Source organism: Acidimicrobiales bacterium, assembly GCA_030747595.1.
Lineage (GTDB): Bacteria > Actinomycetota > Acidimicrobiia > Acidimicrobiales > MedAcidi-G1 > UBA9410.
In genome coordinates this window covers 38,108-63,300 of sequence record JASLKK010000011.1, presented here as the reverse complement: position 1 = coordinate 63,300, position 25,193 = coordinate 38,108, and the positions used below count along the sequence as shown (strand labels likewise).

Annotated in this window: 25 protein-coding genes; 20 read left to right on the top strand and 5 right to left on the bottom strand. The window is 65.8% G+C overall.

The features are described 5' to 3' along the window. The first annotated feature begins 1 nt into the window (after nt 1). The 5 genes from larE (at nt 2) to QF777_09510 (ending at nt 5,903) form a co-directional block, all read left to right on the top strand. Nucleotides 2–868, top strand: a complete 867-nt coding sequence (gene larE, locus QF777_09530; GenBank protein MDP6911788.1) for an ATP-dependent sacrificial sulfur transferase LarE — start codon at nt 2–4, stop codon at nt 866–868. Beyond that, nucleotides 858–1,367, top strand: a complete 510-nt coding sequence (locus QF777_09525) for a hypothetical protein (GenBank protein ID MDP6911787.1) — start codon at nt 858–860, stop codon at nt 1,365–1,367. The genes larE and QF777_09525 overlap by 11 nt, the downstream gene beginning before the upstream one ends. Before the next feature lie 133 nt (nt 1,368–1,500). Beyond that, complete coding sequence (locus tag QF777_09520; protein MDP6911786.1) at nt 1,501–2,739, top strand: ammonium transporter; 1,239 nt, start codon at nt 1,501–1,503, stop codon at nt 2,737–2,739. Between the two features lie 32 nt (nt 2,740–2,771). After that, the gene (locus tag QF777_09515; GenBank protein ID MDP6911785.1) at nt 2,772–5,078 is read left to right on the top strand and encodes a [protein-PII] uridylyltransferase; all 2,307 of its coding nucleotides are present in this window, start codon (nt 2,772–2,774) and stop codon (nt 5,076–5,078) included. A gap of 54 nt (nt 5,079–5,132) precedes the next feature. Further along, nucleotides 5,133–5,903 carry an NUDIX hydrolase N-terminal domain-containing protein gene (locus QF777_09510; protein ID MDP6911784.1) on the top strand — a complete coding sequence of 257 codons (771 nt, stop codon included), beginning with the start codon at nt 5,133–5,135 and terminating at the stop codon, nt 5,901–5,903. Nucleotides 5,904–5,943: 40 nt separating this feature from the next. Here QF777_09510 and QF777_09505 read toward each other — a convergent pair whose 3' ends face one another. Continuing rightward, complete coding sequence (locus QF777_09505) at nt 5,944–6,825, bottom strand: PAC2 family protein (GenBank protein MDP6911783.1); 882 nt, start codon at nt 6,823–6,825, stop codon at nt 5,944–5,946. 98 nt (nt 6,826–6,923) lie between these two features. On the opposite strand from QF777_09505, the gene QF777_09500 reads away from it, so the two are divergent. The 10 genes from QF777_09500 to QF777_09455 all read left to right on the top strand — a co-directional run bounded on the left by QF777_09500 (nt 6,924) and on the right by QF777_09455 (nt 17,951). Then, nucleotides 6,924–7,424 (top strand): GNAT family N-acetyltransferase, encoded by a 501-nt coding sequence (locus QF777_09500; protein ID MDP6911782.1) that lies wholly within the window; start codon nt 6,924–6,926, stop codon nt 7,422–7,424. A gap of 21 nt (nt 7,425–7,445) precedes the next feature. Continuing rightward, nucleotides 7,446–8,615: a M20 family metallopeptidase gene (locus QF777_09495; protein MDP6911781.1), complete on the top strand. Its 1,170-nt coding sequence runs from the start codon at nt 7,446–7,448 to the stop codon at nt 8,613–8,615. Between the two features lie 4 nt (nt 8,616–8,619). Further along, nucleotides 8,620–9,660 carry an ABC transporter ATP-binding protein gene (locus QF777_09490; protein ID MDP6911780.1) on the top strand — a complete coding sequence of 347 codons (1,041 nt, stop codon included), beginning with the start codon at nt 8,620–8,622 and terminating at the stop codon, nt 9,658–9,660. Then, nucleotides 9,650–10,681 carry a dipeptide ABC transporter ATP-binding protein gene (locus QF777_09485; GenBank protein MDP6911779.1) on the top strand — a complete coding sequence of 344 codons (1,032 nt, stop codon included), beginning with the start codon at nt 9,650–9,652 and terminating at the stop codon, nt 10,679–10,681. Before QF777_09490 ends, QF777_09485 begins: the two co-directional genes overlap by 11 nt. A gap of 196 nt (nt 10,682–10,877) precedes the next feature. After that, nucleotides 10,878–13,628: an ABC transporter substrate-binding protein gene (locus tag QF777_09480; protein ID MDP6911778.1), complete on the top strand. Its 2,751-nt coding sequence runs from the start codon at nt 10,878–10,880 to the stop codon at nt 13,626–13,628. 138 nt (nt 13,629–13,766) lie between these two features. Continuing rightward, nucleotides 13,767–14,777 (top strand): ABC transporter permease, encoded by a 1,011-nt coding sequence (locus QF777_09475; GenBank protein MDP6911777.1) that lies wholly within the window; start codon nt 13,767–13,769, stop codon nt 14,775–14,777. Next, on the top strand, nt 14,770–15,714 hold the full coding sequence (locus QF777_09470) for an ABC transporter permease (GenBank protein ID MDP6911776.1): 945 nt from the start codon (nt 14,770–14,772) through the stop codon (nt 15,712–15,714). The genes QF777_09475 and QF777_09470 overlap by 8 nt, the downstream gene beginning before the upstream one ends. A 63-nt stretch (nt 15,715–15,777) precedes the next feature. Continuing rightward, on the top strand, nt 15,778–16,566 hold the full coding sequence (locus QF777_09465) for a class II aldolase/adducin family protein (protein MDP6911775.1): 789 nt from the start codon (nt 15,778–15,780) through the stop codon (nt 16,564–16,566). 3 nt (nt 16,567–16,569) lie between these two features. Then, complete coding sequence (locus QF777_09460) at nt 16,570–17,073, top strand: nuclear transport factor 2 family protein (protein MDP6911774.1); 504 nt, start codon at nt 16,570–16,572, stop codon at nt 17,071–17,073. Between the two features lie 5 nt (nt 17,074–17,078). After that, the gene (locus QF777_09455; protein ID MDP6911773.1) at nt 17,079–17,951 is read left to right on the top strand and encodes a Rieske 2Fe-2S domain-containing protein; all 873 of its coding nucleotides are present in this window, start codon (nt 17,079–17,081) and stop codon (nt 17,949–17,951) included. Nucleotides 17,952–17,953: 2 nt separating this feature from the next. Here the strand turns inward: QF777_09455 and QF777_09450 are convergent, their stop codons facing one another. From QF777_09450 to QF777_09435, 4 genes are all read right to left on the bottom strand, one after another. Next, nucleotides 17,954–19,084 carry a hypothetical protein gene (locus QF777_09450; GenBank protein MDP6911772.1) on the bottom strand — a complete coding sequence of 377 codons (1,131 nt, stop codon included), beginning with the start codon at nt 19,082–19,084 and terminating at the stop codon, nt 17,954–17,956. A gap of 36 nt (nt 19,085–19,120) precedes the next feature. Continuing rightward, a complete protein-coding gene (locus tag QF777_09445; GenBank protein MDP6911771.1) occupies nt 19,121–19,903 on the bottom strand; it encodes an acetoacetate decarboxylase family protein in 783 nt (260 codons plus the stop codon). Nucleotides 19,904–19,984: 81 nt separating this feature from the next. After that, entirely contained in the window at nt 19,985–20,182 is a 198-nt protein-coding gene (locus tag QF777_09440) for a hypothetical protein (GenBank protein MDP6911770.1), read from the bottom strand. Between the two features lie 106 nt (nt 20,183–20,288). After that, nucleotides 20,289–20,795: a MarR family transcriptional regulator gene (locus QF777_09435; protein MDP6911769.1), complete on the bottom strand. Its 507-nt coding sequence runs from the start codon at nt 20,793–20,795 to the stop codon at nt 20,289–20,291. A 61-nt stretch (nt 20,796–20,856) separates the two neighbouring features. On the opposite strand from QF777_09435, the gene QF777_09430 reads away from it, so the two are divergent. The 5 genes from QF777_09430 to QF777_09410 are packed head-to-tail and all read left to right on the top strand — an operon-like array spanning nt 20,857 to nt 25,169. Then, the gene (locus QF777_09430) at nt 20,857–22,488 is read left to right on the top strand and encodes a methylmalonyl-CoA mutase family protein (protein MDP6911768.1); all 1,632 of its coding nucleotides are present in this window, start codon (nt 20,857–20,859) and stop codon (nt 22,486–22,488) included. Then, entirely contained in the window at nt 22,488–22,889 is a 402-nt protein-coding gene (locus tag QF777_09425; protein MDP6911767.1) for a cobalamin-dependent protein, read from the top strand. The genes QF777_09430 and QF777_09425 overlap by 1 nt, the downstream gene beginning before the upstream one ends. Nucleotides 22,890–22,895: 6 nt before the next feature. Continuing rightward, on the top strand, nt 22,896–23,942 hold the full coding sequence (gene meaB, locus QF777_09420; GenBank protein MDP6911766.1) for a methylmalonyl Co-A mutase-associated GTPase MeaB: 1,047 nt from the start codon (nt 22,896–22,898) through the stop codon (nt 23,940–23,942). 41 nt (nt 23,943–23,983) lie between these two features. Then, nucleotides 23,984–24,460, top strand: coding sequence for a GtrA family protein (locus QF777_09415; protein MDP6911765.1), 477 nt, complete (start codon nt 23,984–23,986; stop codon nt 24,458–24,460). A gap of 4 nt (nt 24,461–24,464) precedes the next feature. Beyond that, a complete protein-coding gene (locus QF777_09410; protein ID MDP6911764.1) occupies nt 24,465–25,169 on the top strand; it encodes a class I SAM-dependent methyltransferase in 705 nt (234 codons plus the stop codon). The last annotated feature ends 24 nt before the right edge of the window (nt 25,170–25,193 follow it).

Sequence of the window (25,193 nt, the reverse complement as noted above, 5' to 3'; positions counted from 1 at the left end):
CATGGGATCGGTCCCCGCCTTTTCGGAACCCGACATGCGCCGTCTGGACGTGTCGGAGCCGAGTGCCCTGAAGTCGGAGGCGCTGCATCGGGTCCTGCGCGATCTGGACCGGGTGGTGGTGGCCTTTTCCGGCGGTGCCGACTCGGCGCTGCTGGCCCACGCCGCCCACACATTGTTGGGCCCCGACCGGGTCCACGTGGTCACCGCCGTGTCGCCGTCGTTGGCCAGCGACGAACGGGCCGACGCTGCGTCGTTGGCCGACGAGTGGGGCCTGCGTTGGTCGGCCGTTGAGACCGACGAGATGACCCACGCTGCCTACCGGGCCAACGACGCCGATCGCTGTGCCCACTGCAAAGACGCCCTCATGGACGTGCTGGCCCCCATCGCAGTCGCCGAGTCGGCCACCGTGGTGCTCGGTGTCAACGTCGATGATCTGGGCGATCACCGGCCCGGCCAGAAGGCTGCGGCCGACCGGGGAGCACGCTTTCCCCTGGTGGAAGCCGGCCTGACCAAGGACGACGTCCGGGCACGGTCTCGGGCCTTGGGCTTGCGGACCGCCGACAAGCCGGCCACCGCCTGTCTCGCCTCGCGGGTGCCCTACGGGACCGAGGTCACCGTTGGCGTGTTGTCCGGCGTCGAGCGGGCCGAGGCCGCGTTGCGGCGCCTTGGTTTTGACGGCCTCCGGGTCCGTCACTACGACGACACGGCCCGCATCGAGGTACCGACGGATCGCCTGGCCGACGTGGTTGAGCGCCGTGATGCCGTGGTGGCCGCGGTGACCAGTTCGGGGTATCGCTACGTCACCCTGGACCTCGAGGGCCTGCGGTCCGGCAACCTCAACGCCGCCCTGGGGTCCGATGGAGCCTGATTCTGGACCACCACGGGAACCTGAGGCTCGCCTTGCCGAGCTGGCTGACGTGCTGGTCGACGGACTGGTGGCGGCCCTTCCCGGCTGGGTGGAGCAGTGCGTGTCCCGGGTCGCGGAGGCCTGGAGCGAGGATCCGGCGGGTGGCACGGTCGAGGTGCCGGCCGAGCGGCTAGCCGATGCAGGCCGTAGGGCTGCCGACGAGGTGGGGGAGCGTTTGCGGGCCCTGCTGGATGCCGACGTCGACGAGCAGTGGACCGGACCGCTGGCCGTACTGCGCGACGCCGTTCGATTCCCGACCGAGCTGCTGCGGACTGCCGGTGTTCCGCCGGTGGACCGCGACGGCGATGCCGTCCGGATGTTCCCCGACGATCTCTACGACCTGACGCCCTCCTCGTTTGCCGACGTTCATCCTGATCTGCAGGGCCCCGGCCTGGCGTGGGGCGCAGCCAAGGCCTTCGTTCACCGTCGACGTCACCTCGAGGGAGATGGATCTTCCTGAGCGACGGGTCGTCTGACCGGAACAGTTCACCGTCCTGAAACACTGGCGTGACCATGCCGTGATGCACAGCGGTCAACCTGTCGACCGACCACCCACATCTCGCGCCCGTCGCGAAACCTGAAAGGACCCCCCAATGGATTCTGGTGACATTGCCTGGATGTTGACCAGCACGGCCCTCGTCGTCTTCATGGTGCCGGGACTGGCCCTGTTCTACGGCGGCATGGTCCGCTCTAAGAACGTGCTGAACATGTTGATGATGAACATGTACTGCATCGGAATCGTGCCCATCGTGTGGGTGCTGGTCTCGTACTCGATTGGCAACTCGCCCGACGGGGACGGCTTCTTCGGTGGCGACTGGATCGGCAACTTCGACTTCATCGGCCTCAAGGGCATGGCCGGCGACACCGAGGGCCTGGTGTTCGTGGCCTTCCTAATGACCTTCGCCTCCATCACCCCGGCGCTCATCTCGGGAGCGGTGGCCGACCGACTCAAGTTCTCGGCGTGGGTGCTGTTCGTGCCCGTCTGGCTGGTGCTGGTCTACAGCCCGGTCACCTACTGGGTGTACAGCGGCTGGCAGCACGGCAATGGAGCGTTGGACTTCGCCGGCGGCACGGCGATCCACGTCAACGCGGCGGCTGCCGCCCTGGCCTTCGTTCTGGTCCTGGGAAAGCGGAAGGGCTGGCCGACGGAGGCCATGCCCCCGCACGACATGCCGCTGGTGATGATCGGTACCGGCATCCTGTGGTTCGGCTGGTTCGGGTTCAACGCCGGATCGGCCGGTGCGGCCAATGGCCAGGCCGTGCAGGCCCTGTTGAATACGTTTCTCGCCGCGGCGGCCGGCATGGTCGGCTGGCTAGCCACCGAAAAGCTACGTGATGGTCAGGCCACCTCGTTGGGTGCCGCCTCCGGCGTGGTCGCCGCGTTGGTGGCCATCACCCCGGCCGCAGGCTACGTGGGTGGGCTGGCCGGCATCGTGTTCGGCCTCCTGGCCGGCAGCGTCTGCTATCTAGCCCTGACCCTCAAGACCCGGTTCGGCTTCGACGACAGCCTTGACGTGGTGGGCATCCACGGCGTGGGCGGCATCCTCGGTGGTCTGCTGCTGGGCCTATTCGCTGACTCCAGCGCCATACCGGGCGGCGGCTTCGACGATGGCTTGTTCTTCGGTGGCGGTATCGAGCTCTTCTTGGACCAGGCGGTGGCCATCGGTTCGGTCGTGGTCTTCTCGTTTGCCATGACCTGGGTGATCGTCAAGGCAATCGACGCGGTGGTCGGCCTCCGGGTCGACGAAGAGACCGAGGTGGTCGGACTCGACCAGCGGATCCACGCCGAGTCGGCCTACAACGAAGGCCCCAAGGGTTCGGTGGTGGCCTGATCGACCTCGGGCCCACGGTCAGGAACGTGACCGTGTTCGACATATCCGACCTACTGGACGATCGATCCCTCCAGGGTCCGGCGTTCTGTGCCGCGTTGACTGGCCGCTTTGACGACTATCTGGCTGCAGTGTTCGCGGCGGCCGATGTGCCTCCTGGGGTGGCGCTGGTGGCCGTCGGTGGCTACGGCCGGGGCGAGCAGTGCCCGGGCAGCGACCTGGACGTGGCGTTGGTGCACATCCCCGGCATGGATATGGGCGACATCGCCGAACGAGTCTGGTATCCGCTGTGGGATGCCGGCCTGAAGCTCGGCCACCAGGTAGGCACGGTGGCCCAGTTGCTTGATGTGGGCGCCGAGAATCTGGAGACGGCCACCAGCCTGCTGGCTGCCCGAGTGGTGGCTGCTAGCTCGGCCGACGGAGAGGCTCTGGTCGACGACTTGGCTGAGCGGGCGCTGGCCCAGTGGAAGGGACGGTCGCGCCAGAATCTTGACCAACTCCAGGGGGCGGTCGCGGAGCGTCACGCCCGGTTCGGTGAGGTGGCGTTCCTTCTGGAGCCGGATATCAAGGAGGCCCGCGGCGGTCTGCGAGACGTGCACAGCTTGTTCTGGGTGGAGCAGGCCACGGTGCCCATCTTGCGTGAGGCTGAGTCGGCCGGCCTGGCCGCAGCCTTTGAGACGCTGTTGGAAGTCCGTGTTGAACTCCACCGGCTGACCGGTCAGCGAGCCGACAAGCTCCTGTTGGAACTCCAAGATGACGTAGCTGCTGCGCTGGGCTTAGCTGATGCCGACGTCCTGATGGCGGAGGTCTCGGCAGCGGGCCGGACCATTGCCTGGACGGGGGAGGGTGCTGCCCGTCGTACGTTGCGGGCCTCGCGTCGACGCGGACCGATGAAGGCACTTTCCGGAATCCGACGCCGGGAGGTGGCCCCCGGCCTGGTGCTCGATGACGGCCGCCTCGAGTTGACCGATGATGCTGATCTGGGCGACCCACTGCTCGTTCTGCGGTACGCAGCCAGTGCAGCCCGCCACGACGCCTACCTGCAGCGTGGATCTCTGGAACGCCTTGCCGATCACGCCGAGCCGCTGCCCGCGCCGTGGCCCGCCGAGGCACGGGGCTTGTTTGTCGACCTGTTGGCGGCCGGACCGGCGGCCATTCCGGTTATCGAGGACCTCGACCAGGTGGGCCTCTTCGTACTACTGGTGCCCGAATGGGAACCCTGCCGTTCACGGCCCCAGCGCAACGCCTACCACCGGTTCACAGTGGACCGTCACCTGATGGAGGCGGCGGCTGAGGCGTCCCGGCTGGTCGGCCAGGTGGAGCGGCCCGACCTGTTGCTGGTCGGTGCCCTGTTCCACGACATCGGTAAGGGTTATCCCGGTGACCACACGGTGGTCGGCGTCGACCTCCTGACGACCATTGCCGCCCGAATGGGCTATGAGGGCGACGACGTCGACTTGCTGGTCGCCATGGTCGAACACCACCTGCTGCTGCCCGACGTGGCCACCCGGCGCGACCTCGACGACAACGGCACTATCCGCCAGGTGGCTGATGCAGTTGGCGGAACCGTGTTGCTGGGCCTCCTCGGGGCCCTCACCGAAGCCGATTCGATCGCTACCGGCCCGTCGGCATGGAGCAACTGGAAGGCCGGCCTAGTCCGTGAGTTGGTGGAACGAACCTCCCACGTATTGGGTGGGGGCGACGTCGGTGATGTGGTCGGGGGTTCCTTTCCGGATGCTGCCCAGCAGGCCCTGCTCGACGACGGGACGTTCGTGGTGCGTGGAGAGGGGCTGGAACTGACCGTGGTGGCCGCAGACCGCCCGGGCACGTTTGCCAAAGTGGCCGGCGTGCTAGCCCTCAACGGGGCTGATGTCCTTGGTGCGTCGGCTCATTCCGAGCATGGGCGGGCACTCTCGGTGTTCCGTGTTGGATCGGTGCTGGGCGGCGAACCCGACTGGGCGCGGATCGACGAACAGGTCAACCGGGCCCTGGCCGGCCGCCTGGCCGTGGCGGCCCGCCTCGGTGACCGGTCGCGCACCTACCGACCCATCCACCTAACCGCTCGCCCAGCCCGCCCAACTATGACCGTCGACAACGTCTCGTCGGCCACCGCCACCGTGCTGGAGGTGACGTGCCCCGACGGTGTCGGCGTGCTGTATCGGATCACCCGGGCTTTCGCTGAACTGGACCTTGACATCGTCCGGGCCCACGTCCAGACCCTCGGATCGGACGTGATCGACGCCTTCTACGTGCGGGATCAGTTCGGCGCCAAGATCACCGACCCCGAGCACCTCGCAGAGGTGGAACTGTCGGTGCTGCGATGGGTGGCCGTCGATTTCTGATCCCGCCGGGTCCCCGTCGTTAACCACGTCATGTCGTCCGCCTACGGTGCATCCATGAACTCTGATCCCGGTGTACCTCCGCCCCCCGGTCAGGCCGACCTGCTGCGATGGGCCGAGGCGCTCTCGGCGTCGGCCCGCACCGGTATGGGCTTCACCGAGTCGCTTTACGAGAAGGAGCGCTACGAGGAGGTCCTCCACGTAGCCGCCGAGATCCGGTCCCGGTCCGACGCCCTGTCGGGACGCACCGTGGATCCCGACAACCTTGTGGCCGAGTGGTACGACACCGTGGGTTCTGGCGTCAGGGGATACGTCACCCCCAAGACCACCGTCGGTGCGGTGGTCGGTAACGATGCCGGCGAGATGTTGCTGGTCCAGCGGTCCGGGTCGGGCGTGTGGCTGTACCCCACCGGGTGGGCCGACGTCGGCTACTCACCTGCCGAGGTGGTGGTCAAGGAAGTCCTCGAGGAGACGGGCATCGAGTGCGAGGTGGTTCGCCCCATCGCCATCCTCGACGGGCTTCGCCTGGGAATCACCGGCATCCCGCTTTATTCACTGGTCTTTCACTGTCGGATGACGGGCGGCGAACTAGCGGCCCACCCGCTCGAGTGCCTCGACGTGGGCTTCTTCGCGGCTGACTCCATGCCCGAGGGGCACGCCCTTCCAGCCGAGTGGGTGGACGAGGCCTTCGCTGCCATCCGGGGCGAACCGATGGAGGTCCGCTACGACCATCCCCGAGAGCCCATGTGGGAGGGCGATGCGGCTTCAGAGGGAGAGGCCGCTTCTGAGAAAGACGTAACCCTCGAAGCTGATCTGGGTATCGGCTGACCTACCGCACGGGTCGGTCGGGATCTCGGTCGGAGACGACTCAGGTGCCGGGCTGGTTCCGGAGGAAGTCTTCGACCTCGGCCACCAGGCGGTCCGGAGCATCAGCCGTCTCTTCGTCGAAGTCGGCCTCCAACTGCTCCACGTACTCGACGGTCCCGTCGTCCTCGGAGACCAGTTCGGTGACCTGGCGTTCGTAGTCGGCGGCCAGGATTTCCAAATCGGTACGGGCCACATCGATTTCGAACACCCGGCAGAGGCGCTCCACCAGAGCGAGGGCCGCCTTGGGAGACGGGGCGTTGGATACGTACGAGGGGACGCTGGCCCAGAACGACGCCGTTACGACGCCTCGGTCCCGCAGACCGGCGGCCAGCACGCCCACGATGCCCGTCGGGCCCTCGTAGGTCGATGGCGACAGGTCAAGACGCTCGGCTAGGCGGGCATCCTCAGTCCCGCCGTACACCTGCGTGGGACGGGTGTGGGGAACGTCGGTGAGTAGAGCGCCGAGCGTGCAGACCATTGCCGCATCGAACACCTCGGCGGTATGGGCGATGTGGTCCACGAAGGTCCGCCAACGCAACTGGGGTTCGTGTCCGATGGCGCACACCAGGTCGTGGTCGGCGTCGGGTACCCGGGCCACGTAGATCGAGGTCGACGGCCACACGATCTGGCGAACGTCGTCCTCGTCGAGGCAGACGCTGGGGCGGGCCACCGTGAAGTCGAAGAAGTCCTCGGCGTCGATGGTGGCTACGTGGACCGCTTCGTAGTGGTCCCGGATGTAGCGGGCGGCCGTAGAGCTGGCTTCGCCAGCGTCATTCCAGCCCTCGAAGGCGGCCAGTAGGACCGGCGACCGCAACTTGATGGGCAGTTTTTCGACGTGCCACGAGAGGTGCGGAGCGAGGTGCGGAGCGGAGTCGATGGGCATCCAGCCGGAGGCTAACCAGACGCGCTCCAAGGCGCGCCGGTGCCGTCACGCTCCGTCCGCCTCTGGCGGGCCGGGACCGGGTTCTAGGCTCGCCGCCCATGGGAACGCAGGATGCTGGATCACCGGACGAGGAATCTTCGAAGGGAGAGGCGACCCCGGTCGAGGTTCGTGAAGTCACAGAGGTGGATGGGGCCCTGCTGGGTGCCATGGCCCGGCTCATTCCACAACTGTCGAGCTCCAATCCGCCGCCGGATGCCATGGCGCTGGAGGTCATCGTGTCGTCCGACGCGTCGATCTTGCTGCTGGCCGTCGACCCGGCGACCACCGGTGAGGCGGCGATCCTGGGGAGCCTGACGCTGGCCCTGTTCCATGTTCCGACGGGCCTGCGGGCCTGGATCGAGGACGTGGTCGTCGACGAAGGGGCTCGCCGCCGCGGTGTCGGCGAAGCGCTGAACCGGGCAGCTATCGAACGGGCCCGCCGTGAGGGCGCCACCACCGTGGACCTGACGTCGCGCCCCTCCCGGGAGGCCGCCAACCGGCTCTATCGTCGGCTTGGCTTCGAGGAACGATTAACTAACGTCTATCGTCTGGATCTCTGACCGGCTGATACCTTCCGTCGGATGACGGACACGACGATCACCGAGGGTCCAAGCAAGGTCGCGGCACGAAAAGCCTTTGGCAAGGTCGAAACCGAACTCCGGGACCTCTCTCGGTGGATGTACGAGAACCCCGAACTGGGATACGAGGAGTTCGAGGCGTCGGAACGCCTGAGTTCGTTCCTGGGGCGCAACGGCTTCGACGTGACCTATCCCAGTCACGGACTGGACACGGCCTTTGAGGCGACCGCTGGAACCAGCGGACCACGGGTCGTCATCTGCTGCGAGTACGACGCCCTGCCCGAAGTGGGGCACGCCTGCGGCCATAACATCATCGCCACCTCGGCCGTTGGTGCCGGCGCAGCCCTCGCGCCGCTGGCCGAGGAGCTGGGCATCAGGGTTACCGTGCTGGGCACCCCAGCCGAGGAGGGTGGTGGCGGCAAGGTCGAGCTGATAGAGGCCGGTGCTTTCGAGGACGCCGCGGCATCGATGATGGTCCACCCCGGCCCCTACGACGAGCTAGATCCGTGGTTCCAGGCGTGTCAGCACTACGACGTCGAGTTCTTCGGTAAGGACTCCCATGCGGCCTTTGCCCCGGAGGAAGGGATCAATGCCCTGGACGCTTTCGTGCAGGCTTACGTGAACATCTCCACCCTGCGCCAGGCCATGGTCGACGACGATCGGATCCACTGCAAGGTGACCCACGGTGGCGACGCCGTTAATGTCGTGCCGTCGCATACGAAGTCTGAGTGGCTGATCCGCTCGGGCAGCGTGGAGCGTCTCGCTGAGTTGATTCCCAAGGTGAAGGCGTGCTTCGAGGGGGCGGCCATTGCCACCGGCTGTCGGTTCGAGTGGCACGAGACGGCCCATCCGTACGAGAGCATGCGAAACAACGACGTCATGACCGAGCTGTACGCCGTCAACTCGGAGGCCATCGGTCGCCCTATGCCCACCCATGCCGAACAGGGTGGGGGCTCGGGTTCGTCGGACATGGGCAACGTCAGCCAGATCGTCCCGTCAATCCATCCGATGCTTGGCATGGACTGCGGCGACGCGGTCAACCATCAGCCCGAGTTCGCCGACCGGACCGTGGAGCCCGGCGGCGAGTTGGCTCTGCGTGACGGGGCGCTCGGCATGGCGTACACCGTTATCGACATGGCCGAACAGGACGTCTGGGACAGACTCGGGGCTTGAATCGATGACGGTGGACACCACGCCGGTCCTGCGGGTCACTGATCTGACGACGCGGTTCAACACTCAGGACGGGACAGTGCACGCCGTCAACGGGGTGTCGTTCGACCTGGCCGACGGCGAGGTGGTCGGCGTGGTCGGCGAGAGCGGCTCAGGCAAGAGCGTCACGATGATGTCGCTGCTGCGGCTCATCCCCTCGCCACCCGGCGAGATCTCGGCCGGCCAGGCGATCTTCGAGGGCGACGACCTCCTTTCGATGGACTTCGGGGATCTGCGGGAGGTCCGGGGCGGCAAGGTTGGCTTCATCTTCCAGGATCCGATGACATCGCTGAACCCGGTGGTCACCGTGGGCGACCAGATCGTGGAGTCCCTCACCGTCCATCAACCGGGTCGCCGGAAGGCGATGCGGTTACGGGCGCTTGAACTGTTGGAACTGGTTGGCATCCCGTCTCCGGAGGAGCGCCTCCGGTGCTACCCCTACGAGCTGTCCGGTGGGATGCGCCAACGGGTGATGATCGCCATCGCCCTGGCCTGCAACCCGAAAATCTTGGTGGCCGACGAGCCCACGACAGCCCTAGACGTGACCATTCAGGCCCAGATCCTGGAGTTGGTGAAGGGCCTCCGGCAGGAACTCGGCATGGCGGTGATCTGGATCACCCATGACCTCGGCGTGGTGGCCGGCCTGGTCGACCGGGTGCTGGTCATGTACGGCGGCCAGATCGTGGAGGATGCTCCGGTCGACGAGTTCTATGCCCAGCCCCGCCATCCGTACTCACAGGGCCTATTGGCTTCGCTACCGTCGGCCACCTCCCGTGGGGACAAGCTGGTCAATATCCAGGGGCAGCCTCCGGATCTCCGGTCGGCGCCCGCCAGTTGTTCATTCGCTCCCCGATGCCCGCACGCCTTCGACCGATGCGACCGGGAGAACCCGGTCCTGGTAGCCGTTTCGGCGACTCGAAAGGTCGCCTGCTGGCTGAACGAGGTGCCAGTACTGGTCGGCGCCCAGAGCGACGAGACAGCCAAAGGGCAGGTCGGCCATGGACGCTGAGCTGACAGTCGTGCAGGAACAGGCACCTGAGGCACCCGAAGTGCCTGAGGTACTGGTCTCGGTCCGTGATCTGAAGAAGCACTTTCCTGTGACCAAGGGAGCACTCCGCCGCAAGGTCGGCGCCGTGCGGGCCGTCGACGGCGTGTCGTTCGAAATCATGCGTGGTCAGACCCTCGGTCTGGTCGGCGAGTCAGGGTCAGGCAAGTCGACCATTGGTCGCACACTCCTGCGCCTCGAGGAGCCGACGGAGGGCACGGTGGTCTTCGATGGCGGCGACATGGCCGACCTGTCGGCCAGGGAGCTCCGGAAGGTCCGGCCGCGGATGCAGATGGTCTTCCAAGATCCGCATGCCTGCCTCAATCCACGGATGACCGTCAGTTCGATCATCGGTGAGCCCCTAGTCGAGCACCTCTCGATGACGTCGCGTGAACGCAACGAACGTGTCGAGGAGTTACTCGGACTGGTAGGGCTGAACCCTGAGCACGCAAACCGCTACCCCCACGAGTTCTCGGGTGGGCAGCGTCAGCGAATCGGCCTCGCCCGGGCCATTTCCCTGAACCCCGATCTCATCGTGTGCGACGAGCCGATTGCCGCCCTCGATGTCTCCATCCAGGCTCAGGTGGTCAACCTGATGGAGGAACTCCAGGACCTGCTGGGCCTGACCTACCTGTTCATCTCGCACGACCTTGGCATGATCCGCCACATCGCTGACCGGGTGGCGGTGATGTACCTCGGCCGGATCATGGAGTTGGCCGACGTCGACGGCCTCTACGACAACCCGTTGCATCCCTACACCCGGGCGTTGCAGTCCTCGGCGCCCGTTCCCGACCCAGCGGCCGAGGCCACCCGGGAGAAGATTGTGCTCGAAGGCGATATCCCCAGCCCCTCGTCACCCCCACCAGGTTGCGTGTTCTCCACCCGGTGTCCCGAAGCCGTCGACCGGTGCCGGAGTGAGGTGCCTGTCTGGCGCGAAGTGTCTCCCGGCCACGGGGTGGCCTGTCACCTGGTGCCGGCCATCTAGTTCTGCCCTCATGGCCGAGGCTTCTGGGGCTTGGTATTGGGCCCCGCCGCGCCTTTGGGGTGCTGACTAGCGGGGATCGTCGTCTAATCGTCATGGGCGACAAGTTGAGCGTTCGGTTTCTAGGTGATTAAAGTCACCTAGTCATTGGAGGGGAAGCTCGGCTGAATGGCCGTGCTTCGAAACGAGGGGAATCACCTTGAAGAAAATTATTCGTCTGGTCGCCGTACTAGCGGCCCTTACTTTGGTTGCGGGGGCATGCGGCAGCGACGATGACGCAGCTGCTCCGGCAGCGGCCGAGGCTCCGGCAGCGACCGAGGCTCCGGCAGCGACCGAGGCTCCGGCCGAGTCGCTGTCCGAGTTGAACGTGGCGTACTTCCTGGAGTGGCCGACGGCCAACCAGGTCGCCCAGGTTGAAGAGACCTACGACGAGCGTCTCGGCATGACCGTGAACTGGCTGCCGTTCGGTTCCGGCGGCGACATGGCGTTGGCCATGGAGTCCGGCGACATCGACATTGCCTACAGCCAGGGCTTGACCCCGTTCGCCAACTTCGTGACCTCAGGGTCCGAACTGGAGATCGTCGGTGTGGCCGTGAGCTATGCGGACGCCGACAACTGCGTAGCGCATCCGGACTACGGCGTGACGGCGGCCAACGCGGCCGAGACACTGGCCGGACAGAAGATCTACGCCCCGGTCGGCAACGTCACCCACTACAAGTTGCTGAAGATGCTGGGGCACCTCGGGGTGCCGCTGGACAGCTTCGAGCACGTTCCCTCCGACGGTGGTGCGGCAGCGGTTGCAGCCTTCGAGAGCGGCGACGTGGCCATGGCGTGTGCCTTCGGCGGCGGTGTGCTGTCGATGCTTGACGCCGGCGGCAACTTGGTGATGACCGGTTCGGAGCAGGAGGCCATCGGCATCCGCGTCTTCGACATCATCTCGATCCCGACCCAGTTCGGCATCGATCATCCGGACGTCGTCGAGACGTTCCTGCAGGTGACCGAGGAGGCCAACGCGGCCTACGCCGGTGGCCGCCGTGCCCTGGAGGCCACGATTGCCGAAGCGGCGGGCATGACGGTGGAGGGCTCCAATGCCCTACTGGACATGTTCTCGTTCCCGGATCGGGCGACCCAGTTGTCCGACGCGTGGTTGGGCGGGACCGTCCAGGACGTGATGAAGCAGCAGATGGACTTCTTCGTCGAGCAGGGTGAGATCCCTGAGGCGTTGGACTCCTATGACGCGTTCGTGAACACGTCGTTCCTGAGCAACATCAGCGACGTCGAAGTCGTGATGACGTCCAGCGGCGCCGGCGAAGGCGGCACCGTGACCATCCTTTACTGGCAGGCCGCATCCACGCTGAACGCGTACCTGTCGGGTGGTTGGAAGGACCGTGATGCTTCTTCTGTGATCCTTGAGCCGTTGGCCGAGTTCGATGACCAGGGCGTGCTCGTTCCCGCGCTGGCCACCGTGATCCCGACGGTTGCCAATGGTGGCGTTTCCGAGGACTTGACCAGCATCACATGGAAGTTGCACGAGGGTGTGGTGTTCTCTGATGGCACCCCGTTGACCTCCGACGATGTGGTCTTCAGTTGGGAGTACTGCTCGAATCCCGATACCGGTTGTACCGGTGCGTCGGGCTTCGACGGTGTGACCTCTGTGGTTGCTGACGACGATCTCACGATCACGATCAACTTTGCTGAGGCGACTCCGTTCCCCTACGTGCCGTTCGTTTCGAACAGTTTCCCGGTTATTTCTCGGGCCCAGTTCGGCGACTGCGTGGGCGCGGCCTCGGCCGAGTGCACGGATGAGAACTTTGGTCCGATCGGTACTGGTCCGTTCAAGATCGAGTCGTTCACCACGAATGACACCGCGGTCTACGTCATGAACGAGAACTACCGCGGCGTGCCCGACGGTAAGCCCTACTTCGGGCGTGTCGTGATCAAGGGCGGCGGCGATGCTCCCTCGACGGCCCGCTCCGTTCTGGAGCTCGGTGAAGCCGACTATGCATGGAACCTGCAGGTTGAGCCGGAGATCCTGGCCAGCATGTTGGCCGGCGGAAAGGGCAGGGTCATCTCGGCCTTCTCGACCATGGTCGAGCGCATGATGGTCAACCAGACCAACCCGGACCCGGGTCTCGGCGACGACCGTTCCGAGTGGCTCGACGGCACCAACCCCCACCCGTTCCTTACCGATCCGGTGGTCGGCCGTGCCCTCTCCATTTCCCTGGACCGTCAGACCATGGTCGACGTCGGTTACGGCGAGGCCGGTCGTCCGACTTGCAACGTGTGGCCTGCGCCGCCTGCCCAGACGTCGACGTCTAACGACGAGTGTCTGACCCAGGACATCGATCTGGCCAACCAGTTGTTGGACGATGCTGGCTACCTCGACACCGATGGTGATGGGGTGCGCGAGACGCCCGACGGCATGCCGATGAAGATCCTGTACCAGACGTCCACCAACACGGTGCGTCAGGCCACCCAGGAGCTCGTCAAGCAGGACTGGGCCAAGATCGGTGTGGATACCGAACTTCGAAACATTGATGCTTCGGTGTTCTTCGGTGGCGATCCGGGTAGCCCGGATACCTACGGCAAGTTCTACGCCGACATCGAGATGTACACCAACGGTGCAGCTGGTGTGGATTCGCAGGCCTACATGGGCAGTTGGACCTCGTCGAACATCAGCGGCGAGAGCACCAATTGGCAGGGCAGCAATGTTCAGCGCTTCCAGAGCGACGAGTATGACGCTCTGTACGCCGAGCTGACCCAGACCGCGGATATCGATCGCCGTAACGAGATCACCATTGCCCTGAACGACTTGGTGGTTGGCAACTACTCGATCATTCCGTTGATCCACCGGGGCAGCGTCTCGGCAGCGTCCAACTCGCTGACCGGGTACAAGCTCAACCCATGGGATGCAGAGTTGTGGAACTTGGAGGAGTGGGCTCGGGACTAATCGTCCTGACCTGATCTGAGAACCGTCAGACCGGAGGGGCCCGCGGCATACTGTGCCGCGGGCCCCTCCGGTCGGGTTCGTTTTCGGCGGGATCCCGCCTCATGATTTCGGCCCGCTAGGCGAGAGAGGGGGAGGGAGATGCTCTGGTTTATCGGTCGCCGAGCGGCGATTGCCGTGCCGACGCTGGTTGCCATCAGCTTCATCATTTTCGCCATCCTTGATCTGGCGCCCGGCGATCCAACTTCCCACCTGCCGCTAACCATCCCCCGAGAGGTTCGGGAACAGATCCGCGAGTCCATGGGGGTCAACGACCCGTTCCTGGTCAAGTGGCTCCTGTGGGTCAAGCAGGTCATGATCCACGAGCCAATCAGCCTGATCGAACAGCTGTTCAACGTCCAGATCGGCAGCGGCGAGCGGACCCGGGTCATCTCCTGGCAGTCACGAGGTCCGGTGGTCGAGACCATTGCGGAGCGTCTTCCCCAGACCACATGGGTGATGGGCCTGGCCTTCGTGTTCNGGATCCTCATCGCCGTCCCGGTCGGTGTGATCTCCGCCTACCGGCAGTACTCGGTGTTCGACCAGATCGGCACCTTCATCTCCATGGTGGGCTACTCGGTGCCGACCTTCTTCACCGGCCTGTTGGCCATTGTCATCTTCAGCGTGAAGCTGGGCTGGTTCCCGTCGTACTACGACACGACGCTCGAGGTCACCGACTGGAGTTCGTTTGTGGCCCAGATCAAACAGATCGTGCTCCCAGTGGGCGTGCTCTCAATGTTCAACGCCGCGGCCCTAAGCCGATTCACCCGGTCGTCGATGCTGGACAACCTCTCGGAGGACTACGTCCGGACAGCTCGATCCAAGGGCCTCAAGGAGAAGCGGGTCTTGGTGCGCCACGTGTTGCGCAACAGCCTCATCCCGGTTGTCACCCTGATCGCCCTGCAGGTGCCGGGGATCTTCGCCGGCGCCCTCATCACCGAACAGATCTTCCGGATCAACGGCATTGGCCACCTGCTGATCAGCTCGATCCACGGTGGTGACATTCCGATGGTCCAGACGCTGTCCTTCCTGATCGCCGCACTCACGGTGCTGTTCAACCTCGTCGCCGATGTGGTCTACGGGATGCTCGACCCGAGGATCCGTTATGACTGAGTCCAAGGTCCTCGCGAGCCCGGAGGTGGTCGTCGCTACCGCGTCGGGAGCGGGCCCCAAGCACCGGTCGCTCCGCGGCGACGTCTGGCGCCAGTTTCGCCGTCACAAGGGCGCTCTCGTAGGCCTGTGTGCCTTCCTGTTCGTGACGGTGGCCAGCTTCGTCGGGCCGTACCTGATGCCCTACGACGCGGTCGAGATCGACATCAAGATGCGAAACTTGAGCCCGACGTGGAGCCATCCGTTGGGCACCGACAATCTGGGCCGTGACATGGTGGCCCGCTCCATGGTTGGGGGCCGTATTTCACTGCTGGTGGCCATCACGGCCATGGCGTTGTCGGTCTTCCTGGGCACCACGATCGGTGTTCTGGCCGGGTTCTTCAAGCGGCTCGACGGGGTGCTCATGCGCCTCACCGATCTGTTCCTGGCCCTGCCGGTGCTGCCCCTTTTGCTGGTCATCATCATGTTGTTCCGTGACAGTCTGCGGGCCACCTTCGGTCCGGAACAGGGCATCTTCATGCTCATCGTGTTCATCATCGGCATCACCAGCTGGATGCAGACCGCCCGGGTGGTACGGGGCGCGGTGCTGACCATCAAGGAGCAGGAGTTTGTGGCCGCCGCCCACAGCATCGGGACCCGGCGCCGCAACGTGATCTTCCGCCATATTCTCCCCAACTGCCTCAGCCCGGTCATGGTCGCCGCGGCGCTCGGCATGGCGGTCGCCATCATCACCGAGTCGGCGCTGTCGTTTCTGGGTCTCGGGTTCCCGTCGGACTTCCCGACGTGGGGTCGGCTGCTGTACGACGGTAAGGACTTCATCAACCTGACCCCGATGCGGGTCGTCGGACCGGGGGTGCTCATCTCACTCACCGTGATCAGCGTCAACTTCATCGGCGACGGCCTGCGGGACGCACTGGATCCCAAGCTCCGTAGCCGTTGAGCCGCTGGGCTGCTGGACCATCCGGGGCTCGTATCGACGGCGGAACTGGACCAGACTGACGCCATGACCACCATTGACGAATCTGACGTCTACTACGCGGAGGGTGAACCGTCAGGCTTGGAGGAACTCGACGAGGCTCAGATTCGCGTCGACCTGGCAGCTGCCTTTCGTTTGGCTGCCCGATTCGACCTTCACGAGTCGGTGGCCAACCACTTCAGCGCTGCGGTCTCGCCCGACGGGAAGCGGTTCCTCTGCAATCCGAAGTGGCGGCACTTCTCTCTGGTTCGGGCCAGCGAACTGATCCTGTTGGACGCCGACGACCCGTCGACCATGGAGCGACCCGATGCGCCGGATCCTTCGGCCTGGTGCATCCACGGGGCCATCCATCAGCGCATCCCCACGGCCCGGGCCGTTCTGCACTGCCACCCGCCGTACGCCGCAGCTCTGATCGGTCTGACCGATCCGACCATTCCCCCGGTGCACCCGGCTCCGGCCCGGTTTTGGGGCCGGATCGTCTACGACTCGGAGATGGGCGGGCCGCCCGACGACCCGGTCGAGGGTGCCCGGGTGGCCGAGGCCATCGATGGACACTCGGTGATGATGATGGGCAACCACGGGGTGACCGTGGTCGGTGAGTCGGTGGCCCACGCGTTCGAGGAGCTCTACTTCTTGGAGCGAGCCTGTCGGACCACGGTGCTGGCCTTGAGCACCGGTCGACCGCTCAGCCCCATGGGCGACGATCTGGCCGACTCGGTGGCCCGCATGTGGACCCGGTTCACCGACCAGGGTGTGGCCCACTTCGCCGAGCAGAAGACCCTGCTCGACCGCGACGACCCGTCGTACCGGGACTAAGCCGTGGCTGAGGCGTCCGACGATCGTGCATCGGGCGGCCAGGTCGAACGACGAGCGGCCAACCGGGCGTTGCTCGAGCACGTCATCTCGCTGTTCGGGACCGGCCGGGCAGGCGAACTGTCCGAGTGCTACACCCCGGACTGGGTCCTCGAGCTCCCGTTTGCCGACCCACCGGTGCGTCTCGAAGGCGGTCGTGAGATCGGTAACTACCTGGCTTCGCGCCTGGGCACCTTCGTGTTCACCCTCTCGCTGACTACCGTGCACGAGTGCCTGGATCCCGATCTGCTGGTCGTGGAATACGAGTCCGACGGCCACGTGACCCACACCGGTAGGCCCTACCGAAACACCTACATTGCCCTTTGGCGTTTCCGGGATGGGAAGGTCTGTGGCGTCAAGGAGTTCCCCAACCCGATGGTGGCCGCCGAGGCTCTCATCCCGGTGGTGTCCGGTAGCCCTGACGAATTCGATGCCGGGGACGGACTGCCCGACGACGAGGAGGAGGAGTAGCCGGGGTGGTCGGACCGCCGCTGCATCGGCCGCCGTTTCCTGTGGGCTGGTTCGCCGTGGCTGGCGTCGACGATCTTCCCGTGGGTGTCCTTGTTCCGTTGGCCGTGTTCGGTCAGGACCTGGCTGTCGGACGGACTCCGGACGGTCGGGCACTGGTCACCCACTCGGTCTGCCCGCATCTGGGCGCCGACTTGGCCGTCGGCGGACGGATCGACGATGACGAGGTGGTGTGCCCGCTGCACGAGTGGTGTTTCAGCCACAGTGGGGCGTGCACGTCGGCCGCCGATGGCCCCATCCCGAAAACGGCCCGGTTGAGGGTGTGGCCCACCGAGGTGGTCGGCGGCACCGTGTGGGCGTTCAACGGTCGTGAGGGTGAGCCGCCGACCTCGCCACCGCCTGTTCTCGACGCCGTCGCAGACACCGGCGTTGAAACCCGATATCGAACCACCGCTGAGGCCGGCTATAGACCGGAGGTCCGTCCGGGGCATCCTGAGGACGTGCTGGCCGGAATCTTGGCCTATGCCGGGGCGATCGACGGAGCACCTTCCGTTGATGACCCCGGTATGTGGGTGGGAATCGGGCCGGACGGGCTACGGGCCCGGGTGTGCGGCCCGGGTGCGCTGGTCGTCCGGCTGCCTGATGGTGCGGACGAAGTGGTGCACGTGACCCCAGTGGACGGGTTCTCCGTGATGGTCCGGACGGTCACTGGCACCCAGGTCCCGGACGTGGGTCCGACTGGAGCCGACCTCTCAGCCTTTCGAGCTTGGTACCGACGGTTCGATCATTCGATGACACCTACCCCGGTACCGGCCCGTTCCGGTCGCGCCGCTCGCAGGCGGGCGAGCGCTGCTGGCGCCGGGGAGACCCCGGCTGGCTGAGCTCAGCCGGAACGGCCGACGAACCCGTCGAATCCGTAGGGCTTGTACGGCCCGACGCACAGTTGCTCGAGCACGCCGATGCCGACCCGGTCGCCCATAGCGGCCCGCATCAGGTGCTGGCAGTGCTGGTTCTCGAATGCCTGGTCGTCAACGGCGTCCATGTCCCACTTCTCCGAAGCCATGGCCAGGTCGCCCTTCCATGCGCCGTGGCCCCATTCGGGGTGGTGGTAGCCGATGCCCTTCATCCGGAAGGTGAAGATCCGTTCCAAATGGAACTCGTGGCGTGATCCGTCGTCTACCGCAGTGAACGAGAGGTCGGCGGTATGGGCCAGTCGACTGCCAGCGTCGAACTGCAGGCGGTGCTCATGGGCCCGCATGTGGCGGGCCCCCGGGTCCTCGATGCCTGGCAGGTCGGCCAGCGTGTCGTAGGTGGGCAGCAGTGCGCCCACGCTGGACAGCGGCCGCCCTAGCGAATCCTCGAAGAGTTGGTAGTGCACGCACAGGTCGTCGAAGTTCAGCGGTGCCCACAGGAAGAAGAGGCTGGATCGGGCCGGCGGGACCGGGGCGCCTCGCTGATCACCGCCGGCCAGGGGCCGTATGCCCCAGGAGCGGTCCTTGGTGCCCCGGGTGGTGTCGGGATCGAAATCAATGCGACGGCCGTCGAACTCGATCCAACCCGCCCAGCGACCCATTTGGGTGAACCGGGTGGTGTCCATGGTGCGGCGGATGTCGCCACCCCAGTGGTGCCGGGGTTCCTCCACGTTGCCGGTCCGGCCTTCGAAGGTCAGGTCACACGCGAAGTCAGTCTCGTTGGATTCGAGCACCACCCGGCACGAACGCATGGCCTCGAGGACATCCAGGCGGAACGGTCCAACGATCTGGTCGGCCGGGTCGCCCTCGATTCGACACGAGGCGTGGAATGCGTGCTGTACGCCGTCCACGGCGATGCTGATGCCGCAGTCTCGGATCCCCAGGTGGGGGTACAGGGCGGTGCCGATCCCGAAGTACATATCGCCGGTCGTGGAGTAGCCGTTGAACCAGTAGCGCTCGTAGACGTCCTTGTCGCTGGATGCCGGCATGGCGATCGGATCGGGCGTCTGGTGGATCGGATAGTCGTCAAACCTGCTCAGCACGGGTGTGCTCCTGTTTCTCGGATCTAGATGCGGTTGCTACCAGGCCAACTTCGGGCCGCCACGTTCGCCGGGCCAACGCGAGCCGCCAATGGTGTCGGCGTACGGCCAGAAGGTCACTGGATCTAGGGGCCCGCCGTTGGTGATCGAGCGTTCCTTGTGTCGGGACGTCACCAGTCGGGCATCAACCAGGTCTTCCATGGGCAGGAGTTCGGTGTATGGATCCCACGGGCTGTCCCGCAGCACCAGCTCGCCGTCGAGGGTCTCGACGTGGACCGGTTCGCTGACCTGGTGGACGTGCACCACATGCGGGGGGAAATCCCACTGGCCCTCGGCGCCCCCGATGGCCCGGGAGTACTTCGTCCACCACTCGTCGTGCACGACATCGGACCCGTCGGTGTCCGCTTCGCCGGTGACCGTGCCCCGGAACTCCAGGAACGTGTACCCCTGATGGGTACAGGTGGCCTCGATGCGGTCACCGAGGCGGAAGTAGCGGGTAGTGCACGGGAACTTGGGCTGGCCGTTGGTCTCGGAGCTGACGAAGATCGCCGCTTCCTGGTCGATACCGATCCCGAACGAGTACTGGCCTTCGATTCCGTTCCACACGGCGTCGACCTTGGTGGACACGCCGTACTCGGGTTCGTTGCGGATGGGTACGCAGTAGATCCCGACGTACACGTTCGGGCTGCCGGTGGGTTCAATCCCCGGTGGCAGCAGTGGTGCGATCCGGTCAGGATCGGTCCGGTAGACGATGTTTAGCTTCGGGTGGGCGGCGATATCTGCTGGCCGGGCCGTGGGTGTGGTTGAGGTGGTGTCAGACATGGTGTCAGCCTGCCGGATCGTCGGCCCGGAGGTCCAATCGGTCCGGAGGCCGCCGGACCGATTGGATCCAGCGATGGGTGCTCAGCCGCGTTCGTGGCGGGCCTTTTTGGCCGCCAGGCGCTCGGCCACCTTCACGTCGTTTCGCTCTACGGCGGTCTTGGCCGCCAGCATCACTATCTGCACGATGGTGAAGATGATGGACAGGAGCACCAGCACCGGCCAGCCGATGATGAGGCCGATCACGAGGGCCAGAAGCCCGATAGCGGTGGAGACGATCACGGGGCGGACCCTAGGGGAGCGGACCCGTTGCCGTCGGACCCGCTTCTGGAGGGCCGGGCACTGGAGGACCTGTGGCAGGAGGACCCGTTACGGGTAATGAGCGGAATCAGAAGTCCCCGGCGGCGGCGCGCAGCGAGTGGAGGCTGTTGGTGACCGCGGTCAGATCCGATGTCTTCATGCCGTCCAGACCGAACCCCACGTCGCCCAGCGCGGCGGCAGCCCTCTCGACACGTGTGCGTCCCGCAGGAGTGATCTCGACCAGCGTGGTCCGCCGGTCAGTCGGGTGGGGAATTCTGGCCACCAGCCCTTGGGCCTCCAACCGGTCGACGGTGTTGGTGACGCTGGTGGGATGCACCTGGAGCCGTTCGCCCATGCGACCCATGGGCATGGTGCCGGTCCGGGTGAACGACAGCAGGGCCAGAGCCTCGAAGCGGCTGAACATCAGGTCGAACGACTCGAGGGTCGTGTCGATCCGCTTGAGAAGGATCTGGTGGGCCCGGGTGATCGACGTGGCGGCTGCCATGGCGTCCACGGCTCCCCAACCTCTGGCCTCCCAGTTGCGACGGGCCTCGGAGATCGGGTCGAAGGGGAGGGGGGCGTCCGGGGGAGGCATCCCTCCAGCGTAGCGGGACAGTTGGTTGGTAGATAGTCGGATGTCCTAGTACCCTTGAGGGATGACTGATAAGAACACCGGTAGGGCCAGAGGTCGCACCTCGGAAGCATCGTCACCGGATGACCGGTATCGCACCCTGTCGGGGATTCCCGTCGACCGGGTGTACGGCGACGGACCGTTACCCGGCGAGTTTCCGTACACCCGGGGGGTGCACGCCGACATGTACCGGTCCCGCCTGTGGACCATGCGGATGTTCGCTGGCTTCGGCACGGCTACCGACACCAACGCCCGCTTTCGCGAACTACTGGCCGCCGGGGGCACCGGCCTGTCCACGGCGTTCGACATGCCCACGCTCATGGGCCGCGACTCGGACCACGACTGGGCACTTGGCGAGGTTGGCCGTGCCGGGGTGGCCGTCGACACCGTCGAGGACATGGTCGACCTGTACGCCGGCATCGACCTGGGAACTGTGTCCACGTCGATGACCATCAACGGGCCGGCGCCCATCCTCCTTGCCATGTACGTCGTCGTCGCCGAGGAGGGTGGTGTCACCCGGGGTCACCTGAGCGGCACGCTCCAGAACGACATCCTCAAGGAGTACCAGGCCCAGAAGGAGTACATCTTCCCGCCACGCCCGTCGGTTCGACTGGTCACCGATGTCATGGCATTCACTGCCGCCGAAATGCCCCGTTGGAACCCGGTGTCAATCTCCGGCTATCACATCCGTGAGGCCGGTTCGACGGCCGCCCAGGAGTTGGCCTTCACGTTGGCCAACGGGTTCGCCTATGTGGAGGCGGCAGTGGCCGCCGGCATGGACGTCGACGATTTCGCCCCGCGGCTGAGCTTCTTCTTCAACAGCCACAACGACTTCTTCGAGGAGGTGGGTAAGTTCCGGGCGGCTCGGCGCCTCTGGGCCCGCTGGATGCGTGATCGTTACGGCGCAAATGACGAACGAAGCCTGAAGCTACGGTTCCACACGCAGACCGCCGGCGTGTCGCTTACTGCTCATCAGCCCGAGGTGAACATCGCCCGGGTGGCCATCCAGGCTTTAGCCGGCGTCCTGGGCGGCACCCAGAGCCTCCATACCGATTCCTACGATGAGGCCCTGGCGCTTCCGAGTGAGGAAGCGGTTCGTGTCGCCCTCCGTACCCAGCAGGTCATCGCCCATGAAACCGGTGTGGTCAACACGGCCGACCCGTTGGGCGGTTCGGCTTACGTGGAGTGGATGACCGACGAGATGGAACGCCGGGCCGAGGAGGTCTTCGCCCACCTCGAAGGTCTAGGGGATGGCTCGCTGCTCGAGGGTGTGTACGCCGGGATCGACAGCGGCTGGTTTGTCGGCGAGATCGCCGATGCCGCCTACCGCTACGAGCGTGAGGTGAACGCCGGAGAGCGGATCGTGGTGGGCGTCAACGCGTTCACCGAGGGCGATGATCCGGAGCGCCGCCGCTTGCTGCGCATCAGTCAGGACACAGAGGACCTCCAATGCAAACGCCTGGCTACCGTCAGACAGGAGCGCGATGACGCAGTGGTGGCCTCGACGCTGGCCCAGGTGGCCGCCAACGCCGCCCAGCCCACCGTCAACCTCATGCCTGCTCTGGTCGATGCCGTCCGGGCCCGGGCCACCGTCGGCGAGGTCGTCGACACGCTCGAGGCCGAGTTCGGGACATACGTAGAACGGGCGGTGGTGTGATGAACGAGACGCCGTTGCGGGTCGTTTTGGCCAAGTTGGGGTTGGATGGCCACGACCGGGGCCTCAAGGTGGTGGCCCGGATGTTGCGTGACGGCGGCGTGGAGGTCGTGTACCTCGGCCTACGCCAGACCACAGACACCATCATCGACGCGGTCGAGCAGGAGGACGTCGACGTGGTCGGCATTTCGATGCTCAACGCCGGACACCTGACGCTGGCCCCCCGCATGGTCCAGGCGCTGGCGGACGCCGGACTGGACGTGCCGGTGGTGATCGGTGGCATCGTCCCCGACGAAGACCGACCCGCCATGGCCGCCGCCGGCGTGGCCGGGGTGCTCGGTCCGGGGGCTTCGGCCGAGGAGGTCGTGGCCTGCATCCGGGCGGCCGCCGACACCCGGAGCTGATCGGCGGTGCCCGGGGAGACCAGGTCCATTGCCGAACTAGTGGCCGCCGCCCGGGGTGGCGAACGTCGGGCCACCGCTCGGCTCCTGACCCTCGTCGAACGGGGCGGGCCACCGGCCGACGAGGTGGCCGAACGGGCCTGGTCGGAACTCGGCGAAAGGGCTTCTGGCGGAGCGACTGGCAACGGGCATCGTTCCCACGTGATCGGTCTGACCGGGCCACCGGGTGCCGGCAAGTCCACCCTGGTCGCCGCCTGGACAACCCGACTGGTCGAACGGGGGCGACGGCCGGCCGTACTGGCCGTCGATCCGTCGTCCCCACTTACCGGGGGTGCCATCCTTGGCGACCGGGTTCGCATGGCGGAGGCCACGGCTTCGGGCGTGTTCATCCGATCCATGGCCACCCGGGGTCATGCAGGAGGCCTAGCGCTCGCCGTGCCCGGCATGGTGCGGGTGCTAGAGCTGGCCGGATTTGACCCGGTGATCGTCGAGACGGTGGGCGTCGGCCAGGTAGAGGTCGACGTGGCCTCCACGGCCGACACCGTGCTGGTGGTGGTGACCCCGGGCATGGGTGACGCGGTACAGGCCAACAAGGCCGGTCTACTCGAGGTGGCCGACGTGTTTGCGGTGAACAAGTCTGATCGGCCCGATGCCGCGGATACACGGCGTGACCTCGAGCTCATGCTCGACCTCTCGGACTTGACCGGCCATAGGCGCGCCGGCACGGGTACGGGCACCCGTCCGAGGATCATCTCGACGGTGGCCACCACCGGGGTCGGCGTGGACGAACTCGCGGATGTCGCCGATGCCCACCTGGTAGCCCAGGTCGCTGCCGGTGCCCTGGCAGGCCGCCGAGAGAATCGGTGGCGCGCCGAGGTCCGATCACACCTAGACCGGCTGCTGTTGGACGCGTCCCGCAGCGCTACGGCTGGGACCCTTCCCGTCAGCGGTGCTCCGGGTGTCGTAGCCCGCTCGCTCTCTGAGTGGGTGGCCGACCGTCTCCTCGGCCATCGAATCCAGGGTGACAGTGCGGCGGGTGAACCAGCTGGGTACTAGGGCGGCGCCGCGGATGGGGATCGTTAGGCTCCCCATCTGTGGTGTCCAACCCCCTCTCTCTTCCAGTGCGACTCTGGCGGGAACATGGAGCGACGCTTATCCGGTTCTCCCGGGTGTCACTCATCAACGTGTTCATCGGCCAGTCCCTGCTGTTCCTGTTTCACAGCGTCATCGGCTGGCCCGGCGCCTTCGCCAACATGGCGGCGGTGGCCATCAGTAGTTGGCCCGCCTACTGGTTGAGCCGCCACTACGTCTGGGAACAGGAGCAAGGAGGACACACGGTGGGCGAGATCGCCCCGTTCTGGATGCTCTCGTTTGCCGGGTTGTTCCTGTCGACCGCAGCGGTCGGCGTGGTCGATTCCATCTTCGGCGGTGCCCTGTCGGTTCAGCTGGCTAACGCCGGCGCTTTCGCAGCCCTGTGGATCGTGCGGTACCTGATCTTTCATCACGTGATCTGGGGGGACAAGGCTGAAGCCCCGGCGGGAGAGATCGCCGGCGGAGACTCCAACGGAATCTGAATCGGTGGATTCTGTACCTGAAGCCCCCTCTCCCGGAGGCATCTTCTCGACAGACGACGCCCGGTCGGACCGTTCCACCGAGGTACTGGCCCATGCGGTAGCCGCCCGCGGCTTCATGCCGCCCGACGAGGGACTCGCCCTGTTCGACCATGCCAGCAGCGTCGGACAACAGGGCATCGACGGTCCGTGGTTGGAGATCGGCAGCTACTGCGGGAAGTCCGCCTGCTACCTCGGCGCCGCGGCTGAAGCCGCCGGTCGCCAACTGTTCACCCTGGACCATCATCGGGGTTCAGAAGAGAACCAGGCCGACTGGGAACACCATGAACCCGACCTCGTCGATCCGGCTATCGGTCGGATGGACACCCTGCCGATCTTCCGGCGCACCATCCACGATGCCGGGCTGGAGGGCACCGTGGTGGCCATCGTGGGGGACTCACCATCGGTGGCTGCCGTGTGGCAGACCCCGCTCGCCCTGTTGTTCATCGACGGGGGGCACGGCACCGAGCCGGCCCATCGGGATTACGAGGGTTGGGTACCGCATCTAACTATCGGCGGCCTCCTTCTGATCCACGACGTCTTCGCGTCTCCGGCCGATGGCGGTCGCCCGCCGTTCGAGATCTGGAGCCGAGCAGTCGGATCGGGGGCGTTCACCGAGGTCAACGCGGTCGGGTCGCTCCGAGTCCTACGGCGCACCGGCTCCGGCATCTGACGCCGCTTCCCGGTCTGGGCAACA